Origin of the sequence: Streptomyces tateyamensis, assembly GCF_003205575.1 — a bacterium.
Classification (GTDB): Bacteria; Actinomycetota; Actinomycetes; order Streptomycetales; family Streptomycetaceae; genus Kitasatospora; species Kitasatospora tateyamensis.
This window is the reverse complement of the sequence record NZ_PYBW01000083.1, coordinates 54,864-64,463: the sequence shown is the minus strand read 5'-3', so window position 1 is coordinate 64,463 and position 9,600 is coordinate 54,864. Positions and strand designations below refer to the sequence as shown.

Here is a 9,600-nt window from a genome sequence, read left to right as displayed (position 1 = left end):
ACCGGGCCACCGGCGCGTCCGGGTAGCGGCACTGCCCCGAGCGGGGTGCCGAGGTGGTGGTGCCGCGGCCGGGGTGCGAGGGTGTCGGCTGAGCAGGCCAACGGGCCGGAGACGGTGTCGTGCAGCTCCACCCCGCCGGTGTTGCCCGTCAGGGCGAGCGGGCCGTGCAGCTGGTTGCCCGCGCAGCCGTCGCCGCCGATCAGCACCAGCCCGTGGTGTCAACCCATTGGAGATCCACCCGGCCCTGGCCTCACCCCATTGGGCGAACACCTGGCCGGGCTGCCGGGCAGCACGGGGAACCGGCCGCCGGTCTGGTAGATCTGTCCTTCGACAGCCATCGGTTTGGTAGGAAAGGGATTGATATGTCCACAGCATTGTCTGACAAGCTGAAGGAACTCCTGGACACCCCGGTCTTCGTGAACCTGGCGACCATCCAGCCGGACGGCTCCCCCCAGGTCTCCCCGGTCTGGGTGAAGCGCGACGGGGACGACGTGCTGATCTCCACCACCGTCGGCCGTCAGAAGGAGAAGAACCTGCGCCGCGACCCGCGGGTCACGGTGCTCCTGCAGCCCTTCGACTCCCCGTACACCTACGCCGAGATCCGCGGCACCGCGGAACTCAGCACCGAGGGCGGCCAGGAGCTGATCGACGAGCTGTCCGTGAAGTACAGCGGCAAGAAGTACCGGGAGTTCAACCCCGCCTCGGTCGACGACAGCCAGCGGGTCGTGGTCCGGATCACCCCGCGGAAGATCGTCGGCGGGCTCTGATCCCAGGACTGCGCCGGGCGGGCCCGGTGCGGCAGGATGGCCGGGTGGAGATCGAACTGCTGTGCCGCTACCCGGTGAAGTCCATGCTGGGCGAACCGCTGCCGCACGCCGAGGTGACCGGGCGGGGCCTGGCCGGAGACCGGCGGCTGGCCCTGCTGGATCTCGCGACGGGGAAGGTGGCCAGCGCCAAGTACCCGGCCCGCTGGCGGGAGTTGCTGCAGCTGACGGCGGTGCTCGGTTCGGCCGGGGTGGAGATCACCGGACCGTCCGGGCTGCGGTTGCACGCTGACGACCCGTCGAAGGCCGGCGAGGTGCTCTCCGGGCTGCTCGGCCGCCCGGTCGCGCTGATCGCCGAACCGCCGGCGGAGGGCGAGCTCGACCGGGCGGTGCCCGAGGAGGTGCTCGCCGCCGGACCGGCGGCCGAAGTGGGCTTCACGGTGAGCCGCTTCGGCTCCGGTGCGCCGGCCGGGACCTTCTTCGACTTCGCCCCGGTCCACCTGGTCACCACCGCCACCCTGGAGCGCACCGGGGCTGCCTGGCAGCGGTACCGGCCCAACCTGGTGATCCGCACCGACGGACCGCCGGGCTACCCGGAGAACGCCTGGCTGGGCCGGGAGTTGGCGATCGGCCCGGAACTGCGCCTGAAGGTGGTCGCGTTGAGCCCGCGGTGCGCCGTGCCGACCCTGGCGCACGGCGAGCTGCGGCCGGATCCGCAGGTGCTGCGCGTGGTCGCCCGGGAGAACCGGGTCGAGCCGCTGGCGGGCCTGGGCCCCCTGCCGTGCGCCGGGGCCTACGCGAAGGTGCTGCAGCCGGGCCGGATCGCACCGGGGGACCCGGTCGCCCTCGGATGAGCCCGGTGCCGCACCGGTCACCCGGCCGACACCCCGGCATTCCCGCACCCGGAGTGAAACAGAGCACAGCCACGCCCTCTCCCGCCCGCCTCACGGCGCGTGGCACAATGACGGCAATGCAGTAAGCAGTGACGTTCAGCGCACTCCGGGGTCGGTGAAAATCCGAACCGGCGGTTACAGTCCGCGACCCGTCCGCAGCCAGCGGCCGGTTGACCAGGTGAAACTCCTGGACCGACGGTTAAAGTCCGGATGGGAGGCGTGCGCGACGGGTTCGTGACGGCAGTGCCGCGGCATCCCTCCCGGGGGTCCGCGTCCACTTGAACAACGGCAGAACTCCCTTCTTCGGCAGGGGTGTCGCCGCCGTTGGCCGACATACCCGTAGTCAGCTTCCCTCGTGCCGCCCCGGAGTCCGCGCCCCTAGTAGCGCGAGGAGAACCCGGGTGTTCACCGGCATCATCGAAGAGCTCGGCGAGGTCGTCTCCATCGAGGAGTACGGCGACTCCTCGCGCATCCGGCTGCGCGGCCCGCTGGTGCGGACCGGCGCCCGGCACGGCGACTCCATCGCGGTCAACGGCGTGTGTCTGACCGTGCTCGACTCCAACGACGAACTCGACGCCCAGAGCAGCGAGTTCAGCGCGGACGTGATGAAGGAGACGCTGGTCAGGTCGAGCCTGGGCAGCCTGGGGCCGGGATCGCGGGTCAACCTGGAGCGGGCCATGGCGCTGGGCGCCCGGCTCGGCGGCCACCTGGTCCAGGGCCACGTGGACGCGACCGGCGAACTGCTCTCTCGCGAGCCCGGCGAACTGGACGCCGAGGGCGGCCTGCGCTGGGAGGTGCTGCGGTTCTCGCTGCCGCCGGCCATCGCCCGCTACCTGGTGGACAAGGGCTCGATCACGGTGGACGGCATCAGCCTGACCGTGGTGGAGGCCGCTGCCGACAGCTTCTCGGTCAGCCTGATCCCGGCCACCCTGGCGCTCACCACGCTGGGCGCCAAGCGGATCGGCGAGCCGGTCAACCTGGAGGTCGACGTGCTGGCCAAGTACGTCGAGCGCCTGCTGGCGGCGGGCACCGTCCCAGGGTCCGCCGCGGCCGCCGCCACCGTCCCGGCGACCGGGAAGGACGCCTCGTGAACTCGCTCAACACGGTCGCCTTCTCGCTCTTCGGCGAGCATTTCAAGTGGAACGACACAATCGGCAACCTGCTCGGCCTGATCGCGCTGGCGCTCGGCTGGCGGCGCTCGATCGTCTCCTGGCCGGTCCAACTGCTCTCCGGCCTGGTGCTGGTGGGCGCCTACTGGTCGGCGCACCTGTCCGGCGGCGTCGGCAAGCAGCTGGTGGTGATCGTCACCGCGGTGTGGGGCTGGGCCCAGTGGCAGCGCGGCCGCCGCGAGCACGGTGACATCCGGATCCGCTTCGCCACCTGGACCGAGCGCGCGCTGCTGGTGGCCGGCACCGGCGTGGTCACCGTCGCGGTCGCGCTGGTCTTCCAGCACTGGAACCTCTCCTGGTCCCCGTGGGCGGACGCGTACATCTTCACCGGCACGCTGGCGGCGATGGTGGCCCAGGCCCGCGGCTGGGTCGAGTTCTGGATCGCCTGGATCGCGGTCGACCTGGTCGGCGTCCCGCTGGCCTTCAACAGCGGCCTGCCGTTCTCCGGTCTGGTCTACAGCATCTACTTCGTCCTGGTGCTGGCCGGCCTGCGCGCCTGGTGGCTGCGCACCCGGCTGCCGCAGCACCCCACCACGAGCCTCCAGGGAGCCCCGGCATGAGCAGCAGCACCGCACAGCGTGACGAGCTCGACCTGACCCTCGACCCGGTCGAGCGGGCCGTCGCCGACATCGCGGCCGGCCGCGCCGTGGTCGTGGTGGACGACGAGGACCGCGAGAACGAGGGCGACCTGATCTTCGCCGCCACCGCGGCCACCCCCGAACTGCTCGCCTTCACCATCCGCTACAGCTCCGGGGTGATCTGCGTCCCGGTCACCCAGGGCGACGCCGACCGGCTCGGCCTGCCCCCGATGACCCAGGTCAACGAGGACCGCAAGGGCACCGCCTACACCGTCTCGGTGGACGCCCGGGACGTCGAGGCCACCGGCATCTCCGCGGTGGACCGCGCGCTGACCATCCGGCTGCTCGGCGAGCCCGCGAGCACCGCGGCCGACTTCACCCGCCCCGGCCACGTCTTCCCGCTGCGCGCGGTGGACGGCGGCGTGCTGGCCCGCCCCGGCCACACCGAGGCCGGCGTGGACCTGGCCCGGCTGGCCGGCCTGCCGCCGGCCGCCGGGATCTGCGAGATCGTCAACGACGACGGCACCATGGCCCGGCTGCCCGAGCTGGTCGCCTTCGCCCGCGAGCACGGCCTGTCGATCATCTCGATCGAGGACCTGATCGCCTACCGCCGCCGCACCGAGCAGCACGTGGAGCGGGTCGCGGTCACCAGGCTGCCCACCGAGCACGGCGACTTCACCGCGGTCGGCTACCGCTCGGTGATCGACGGCGTGGAGCACGTGGCGCTGGTGGCCGGCGGGCTGGACGGCACGGGCCGGCTGGCCGACGGCGAGGACGTGCTGGTGCGCATCCACTCCGAGTGCCTGACCGGCGACGTGTTCGGCTCGCTGCGCTGCGACTGCGGCCCGCAGCTGCAGGCCTCGCTGGCCCAGGTGGCCGCGGCCGGCCACGGCGTGGTGCTCTACCTGCGCGGCCACGAGGGGCGCGGCATCGGCCTGGGCCACAAGCTGCGCGCCTACCAGCTGCAGGAGCAGGGCCGTGACACGGTGGACGCCAACCTGGAGCTCGGCCTGCCGGCCGACGCGCGCGACTACAGCATCGGCGCCCAGATGCTCACCGACCTCGGGGTGCGCTCGCTGACCCTGCTCACCAACAACCCCGACAAGCACGCCGCGCTCACCGAGCACGGCCTAAAGGTCAAGGGCCGCGAGCCGATCCCGGTGCAGGCGGGCGAGCACAACCTGGCCTACCTGCGGACCAAGCGCGACCGGATGGGCCACGACCTGCCGTGGCTCGCCGGCTGAGAACCCACCGAACCCTTCACCACCCCTAGGAGAACGAACGTGGCTGGCCACGGAGCCCCCGAGCTGACCGTCAAGAACGCCCAGGACCTGCGGGTCGCGGTGGTGGCCGCGCAGTGGCACACCCAGGTGATGGACGGCCTGCTGGCCGGTGCGCACCGCGCCCTGAAGGAGCTCGGGATCGACGAGCCGACCGTGGTGCGGGTCCCCGGCACCTTCGAACTGCCGGTGGCCGCGAAGCACTTGGCCGATCGCGGCTACGACGCGGTGGTCGCCCTCGGGGTGGTCATCCGCGGGGGCACCCCGCACTTCGACTACGTGTGCGAGGCGGCCACCCTGGGGCTCACCCAGGTCAGCGTGAACACCGGCGTGCCGGTCGGCTTCGGCGTGCTGACCTGCGACAACGAGGAGCAGGCGCTGGACCGGGCGGGCCTGCCGGACTCGGCCGAGGACAAGGGCCACGAGGCGGTGACCGCGGCGGTCGCCACCGCCGCCACGTTGCGCGCGGTCGCCGAGCCCTGGCGCTGAGCACCCCGGCGCGCGGGCGCCGAGGGCCGAGGGCTGACCCGCCGGTGGGCGGCGTCCCAGAACGGTGTCCACCGTCCGGGACGCTTCCCACCGGTTGCGCGGGACCCCGTATGGTGAATCCCATCATGGCTTCGAAGACATTCGAGGAGCTCTTCGTCGAGCTCCAGCAGAAGGCCGCCACCGGCGACCCCGTGTCCTCCCGCACCGCCCAGCTCGTGCAGCAGGGCGTCCATGCGATCGGCAAGAAGGTGGTGGAGGAGGCCGCCGAGGTCTGGATGGCGGCCGAGTTCCAGACCAAGGAGCAGACCGCCGAGGAGATCTCGCAGCTGCTGTACCACCTTCAGGTGATGATGGTCGCCCGCGGCCTGACGCTCGACGACGTCTACGCCTACCTGTAAACCCCAGCCCGCCAGTACGTCCTAACGAAGGATCTTGCTCCCATGCTGCGCATCGCCCTCCCCAACAAGGGTTCGCTCTCGGGTCCGGCGGCGGAGATGCTCCATGAGGCCGGCTACCGCCAGCGCAAGGACCCCAAGGAGCTCGTGCTGGTCGACCCGGAGAACCAGGTCGAGTTCTTCTTCCTGCGCCCGCGCGACATCGCCGTCTACGTCGGCTCCGGCCGCCTGGACGTCGGGATCACCGGTCGGGACCTGCTGCTGGACTCCGCCGCCGGCGCCGAGGAGGTGCTGGCGCTCGGCTTCGGCGGCTCCACCTTCCGCTTCGCCGGCCCGGCCGGCTCGCCCAAGGACGCCCAGGGCCTGCAGGGCCTGCGGATCGCCACCTCCTACACCGGCCTGGTCGAGCAGCACCTGGCCGAGCACGGCGTGCAGGCCACCGTCACCAAGCTGGACGGCGCGGTGGAGACCGCGGTGCAGCTGGGCGTGGCCGACGTGATCGCCGACGTGGTGGAGACCGGCACCAGCCTGCGCAACGCGGGCCTGGAGGTCTTCGGCGAGCCGATCCTGGTCTCCGACGCGGTGGTCATCCGGCCCAAGGGCGCCGGTGAGGACACGCGGGTGGAGCAGTTCCTGCGCCGCCTGCAGGGCGTCCTGGTGGCCCGCCGCTACGTGCTGATGGACTACGACATCCGGGCCGAGAAGGTCACCGAGGCGGTCGCCCTGACGCCGGGTCTGGAGTCGCCGACCGTCTCCCCGCTGCACACCGAGGGCTGGGTCGCGGTCCGGTCGATGGTGCTGCGCAAGGAGGCCCAGCGGATCATGGACGACCTGTGGGCGATCGGCGCCCGCGGCGTCCTGGTGACCAACATCCACGCCTGCCGCCTCTGAGCCGCCTGCCGCCGCCGGCACCCCGGCTGCCGCGGACACCCCTGCTGCCTCCTCTGCATCCTCGAAAGCACCAGCGCCATGTCGACCAGTGAACTGCCCGCCCTGCCCGTCACCTGGGTACCGCGCCGCAACCGCGTGGTGCTGCTGACGGCCAGTGGGCTGCTCGCGGCGACCTTCCTGACCATGGCGCTGGTGCTGCCGCAGAGCTGGCAGCTGAACGACCGGGTGATGCTGGCCTGCCTCGGCCTGGCGCTCTCCTCGGTCGGGCTGATGCTGGCCCGGCCGAAGATCCTGGCCGATGCCGAGGGCGTCACCGTGGTCAACCACCTGCACACCCGGCGCCTGCACTGGGCCGAGATCGTCCGGGTGAACCTGCGTCAGGGCGACCCGTGGGCCACCCTGGACCTGGCCGACGGCACCTCGCTGGCCGCGATGGGGATCCAGCCCAGCGGCGGGCGGGCCCAGGCGGTGCAGGCCGCCCGCGCGCTGCGCGACCTGGCCGAGCTGCACGGCGCCCCGGCCGAGCCCGACGTGACCCGGTAGTCACCTCTTCGTACGGATCCTCGTGCCTCCTCCAAGCACTCGAACAGGCATCGGCTAGGCTGGTAAAGCCGGGGCAAAATCGCCCTGTCGCACCGCCCGCGACCTGAGGAGTGACTCTCCCCCTCGATGGACGATCCGTCCGGTAGTACCGACGCCGCCTGGCCCCCGCACCGCGCCGCAGCGCGCACCGGTGAATCCGGGAAGCGGGCGGCGCTGTGATCACCGCCTGGCTGCTGCTCGCCGCGGCCCTGCTGCTCATCCTCGCCAACGGCCTCTTCGTCGCCGCCGAGTTCTCCTTCGTGACCGTGGACCGCGGTGCGGTGGACCGGGCCGCGCAGGCCGGCGACCGCCGCGCCGCGGGCCTGCGCACCGCCCTGCGCCACCTCTCCTTCGAGCTCTCCGGCGCCCAGTTGGGCATCACCGTCACCTCGCTGGTGGTCGGCATGCTCGCCGAGCCCGCGCTCTCGGTGCTGCTGAGCCCGGTGCTGACCGGGATCGGCGTGCCGGACGCGGCCGCCACCGGGATGGCGCTGGTGGTCGGGATGGGGCTGGCCACCGTGCTGCAGATGGTGATCGGCGAGCTGGTGCCGAAGAACTGGGCGATCTCCCACCCGCTCCGGGTGGCCCGTGCGGTGGCCGCGCCGCAGCGGCTCTTCTCGGCCGCCTGCCGCCCGCTGATCCGGGTGCTCAACGGCGCCGCCAACCGGCTGGTCCGCGCCCTCGGGATGGAGCCGGCCGAGGAGCTGGAGCAGGCCCGCACCCCCGGTGAGCTGGCCTTCCTGGCCCGGCACTCGGCCGAGGCGGGCGCCATAGCGCAGGACGCGGCGCAGTTGTTCGTGCGCACGCTGGGCCTGGGCGAACTGACGGCCGAGAGCGTGATGACCCCGCGGGTGGCGGTCTGCGCGCTCCAGCAGGACGCGACCGCCGCCGACGTGGTCAACCTGACCCGGGCCACCGGCTTCTCCCGGTTCCCGGTCTACCGGGACAGCCTGGACGAGGTCACCGGCACCGTCACGCTCAAGGACGCGCTCGGGGTGCGCCCCGAGCGGCGGGCCGGCGTGACGGTCGCCCAGCTGGCCGGCGCCCCGCTGCTGGTGCCCGAGACGCTCTCCGCCGAGCGGCTGCTGGACCAGCTGAGGCGCCGTCAGCCGATGGCCATCGTGATCGACGAGTACGGCGGCACGGCCGGCGTGGTGACCCTGGAGGACATCGTCGAGGAGATCGTCGGCGAGGTGCAGGACGAGCACGACCCGGGCCTGGCGCCAGAGCTGCTGGCACTGCCGCCGCAGGACGGACGGTCGGCCTGGCTGGCCGACGGCCGGGCCCGGCTGGACCAGCTGGAGGTGATCGGCCTGCAGGCCCCGCACGGGCCCTACGAGACGCTGGCCGGCCTGCTGGCCGACCTGCTCGGCAAGATCCCCGAGCCCGGGGAGGCCGCCGACCTGCCCGGCTGGCGGCTGACGGTGCGGGCGGTCGACCGGCACCGCACCACCAAGGTGCTGCTGGTGGCCGAGGGGGCCTCGCGGTGATCGCGCTGCAACTGCTCGCCTCGCTCCTGCTGCTGCTCGGCAACGCCTACTTCGTCGGCGCCGAGTTCGCGGTGATCTCGGTGCGGCGCAGCCAGGTCGAGCCGCTGGCCGAGGCCGGGCACAAGCGGGCCCGCACCGTGCTGGACTCGCTTTCGCACATCTCGGCGCTGCTGGCCGCGGCCCAGCTGGGCATCACGGTCTGCTCGCTGCTGCTGGGCGCGCTGGCCGAGCCGACCATCGCGCACCTGCTGGAGGGCCCGGCCCAGGCGGTGGGCCTGCCGTCGGCGGTGGTGCGCCCGCTGGCCTACGTGCTGGGGCTGGCGCTGGTGGTCTTCCTGCACATGGTGATCGGCGAGATGGTGCCCAAGAACATCGCGCTCACCTCGCCGGAGAAGGCGGCGCTCTGGCTGGGGCCGCCGCTGGCCCGGCTGGCGCGCTGGCTGACGCCGGTGATCCGCTTCCTGAACGCGAGCGCCAACCTGGTGCTGCGGCTGTTCGGGGTCACGCCCAAGGACGAGGTCGAGTCCGTGGTCAGCGCCGAGCAGCTGCTCTGGATCCTGGCCGAGTCGCGGGAGGCGGGCCTGCTGGCGGCGACCGAGCAGGAGCGGCTGGAGGACGTCCTGGAGCTGGGCCGCCGACCGGTGCGCGAGGTGCTGCTGCCCACCGAGCGGCTGGTCTCGGTGGACACCGAGGTGACCGCCCGCCGGATCGAGGAACTGGCGGTGGCCACCGGCTTCTCCCGCTTCCCGGTGGTCGACGTGGAGGAGCGGATCCTCGGCTACCTGCACGTCAAGGACGTCCTGGAGGCCGAGGACCCGGACGCCGCGCTGCCGGTGCGGCTGTGGCGGCCGGTCACCGTGGTCCCGGCCGGGATGCCGCTGGACGACGCGCTCACCGCGATGCGCCGGGCCGCCGCCCACGTGGCGGCGGTGACCGGGGCGGACGGGCGCACCCTGGGGCTGGTGACGCTGGAGGACGTGCTGGAGGAGCTGGTCGGCGAGATGCACGACCCGGACCACCGCCCCGCCGTGGTCTGAGCGCGGGACCGCCTTCCCGCCCGGCCGGGCGG

General features: G+C 72.7%; 12 protein-coding genes and 1 riboswitch. Of the genes, 11 read left to right on the top strand and 1 reads right to left on the bottom strand.

The window, feature by feature from the left end; translation table 11 throughout:
* A partial coding sequence (locus C7C46_RS22540; RefSeq protein WP_146259175.1) for a hypothetical protein occupies nucleotides 1-206 on the bottom strand: 206 nt, incomplete at its 3' end.
* A gap of 156 nt (nucleotides 207-362) precedes the next feature.
* Here C7C46_RS22540 and C7C46_RS22535 point away from each other — a divergent pair.
* The 11 genes from C7C46_RS22535 to C7C46_RS22485 all read left to right on the top strand — a co-directional run bounded on the left by C7C46_RS22535 (nucleotide 363) and on the right by C7C46_RS22485 (nucleotide 9,568).
* On the top strand, nucleotides 363-767 hold the full coding sequence (locus C7C46_RS22535) for a PPOX class F420-dependent oxidoreductase (RefSeq protein ID WP_110671717.1): 405 nt from the start codon (nucleotides 363-365) through the stop codon (nucleotides 765-767).
* A gap of 44 nt (nucleotides 768-811) precedes the next feature.
* Nucleotides 812-1,618, top strand: coding sequence for an MOSC domain-containing protein (locus C7C46_RS22530; protein WP_181442469.1), 807 nt, complete (start codon nucleotides 812-814; stop codon nucleotides 1,616-1,618).
* 137 nt (nucleotides 1,619-1,755) lie between these two features.
* Nucleotides 1,756-1,883: riboswitch (FMN riboswitch) on the top strand.
* A 175-nt stretch (nucleotides 1,884-2,058) separates the two neighbouring features.
* Nucleotides 2,059-2,748 (top strand): riboflavin synthase, encoded by a 690-nt coding sequence (locus C7C46_RS22525; protein WP_110671716.1) that lies wholly within the window; start codon nucleotides 2,059-2,061, stop codon nucleotides 2,746-2,748.
* Nucleotides 2,745-3,386 carry a nicotinamide mononucleotide transporter family protein gene (locus C7C46_RS22520; protein ID WP_110671715.1) on the top strand — a complete coding sequence of 214 codons (642 nt, stop codon included), beginning with the start codon at nucleotides 2,745-2,747 and terminating at the stop codon, nucleotides 3,384-3,386. The genes C7C46_RS22525 and C7C46_RS22520 overlap by 4 nt, the downstream gene beginning before the upstream one ends.
* The gene (locus tag C7C46_RS22515) at nucleotides 3,383-4,648 is read left to right on the top strand and encodes a bifunctional 3,4-dihydroxy-2-butanone-4-phosphate synthase/GTP cyclohydrolase II (RefSeq protein WP_110671714.1); all 1,266 of its coding nucleotides are present in this window, start codon (nucleotides 3,383-3,385) and stop codon (nucleotides 4,646-4,648) included. The genes C7C46_RS22520 and C7C46_RS22515 overlap by 4 nt, the downstream gene beginning before the upstream one ends.
* Nucleotides 4,649-4,687: 39 nt before the next feature.
* A complete protein-coding gene (gene ribH / locus C7C46_RS22510; protein WP_110671713.1) occupies nucleotides 4,688-5,173 on the top strand; it encodes a 6,7-dimethyl-8-ribityllumazine synthase in 486 nt (161 codons plus the stop codon).
* Between the two features lie 125 nt (nucleotides 5,174-5,298).
* Nucleotides 5,299-5,571, top strand: coding sequence for a phosphoribosyl-ATP diphosphatase (locus C7C46_RS22505; RefSeq protein ID WP_110671712.1), 273 nt, complete (start codon nucleotides 5,299-5,301; stop codon nucleotides 5,569-5,571).
* Nucleotides 5,572-5,613: 42 nt separating this feature from the next.
* Nucleotides 5,614-6,459, top strand: coding sequence for an ATP phosphoribosyltransferase (gene hisG / locus C7C46_RS22500; RefSeq protein ID WP_110671711.1), 846 nt, complete (start codon nucleotides 5,614-5,616; stop codon nucleotides 6,457-6,459).
* A 78-nt stretch (nucleotides 6,460-6,537) separates the two neighbouring features.
* A complete protein-coding gene (locus tag C7C46_RS22495) occupies nucleotides 6,538-7,002 on the top strand; it encodes a PH domain-containing protein (RefSeq protein ID WP_110671710.1) in 465 nt (154 codons plus the stop codon).
* A 215-nt stretch (nucleotides 7,003-7,217) separates the two neighbouring features.
* Nucleotides 7,218-8,531, top strand: a complete 1,314-nt coding sequence (locus tag C7C46_RS22490) for a hemolysin family protein (protein WP_110671709.1) — start codon at nucleotides 7,218-7,220, stop codon at nucleotides 8,529-8,531.
* A complete protein-coding gene (locus C7C46_RS22485; protein ID WP_110671708.1) occupies nucleotides 8,528-9,568 on the top strand; it encodes a hemolysin family protein in 1,041 nt (346 codons plus the stop codon). Before C7C46_RS22490 ends, C7C46_RS22485 begins: the two co-directional genes overlap by 4 nt.
* The last annotated feature ends 32 nt before the right edge of the window (nucleotides 9,569-9,600 follow it).

What these genes read in the sequence shown, in the direction of transcription:
- C7C46_RS22535 (WP_110671717.1), top strand. Translation starts at nt 363, where the DNA reads ATGTCCACAGCATTGTCTGACAAGCTGAAGGAACTCCTGGACACCCCG.
- C7C46_RS22515 (WP_110671714.1), top strand. Translation starts at nt 3,383, where the DNA reads ATGAGCAGCAGCACCGCACAGCGTGACGAGCTCGACCTGACCCTCGAC.
- C7C46_RS22505 (WP_110671712.1), top strand. Translation starts at nt 5,299, where the DNA reads ATGGCTTCGAAGACATTCGAGGAGCTCTTCGTCGAGCTCCAGCAGAAG.
- hisG (WP_110671711.1), top strand. Translation starts at nt 5,614, where the DNA reads ATGCTGCGCATCGCCCTCCCCAACAAGGGTTCGCTCTCGGGTCCGGCG.
- C7C46_RS22495 (WP_110671710.1), top strand. Translation starts at nt 6,538, where the DNA reads ATGTCGACCAGTGAACTGCCCGCCCTGCCCGTCACCTGGGTACCGCGC.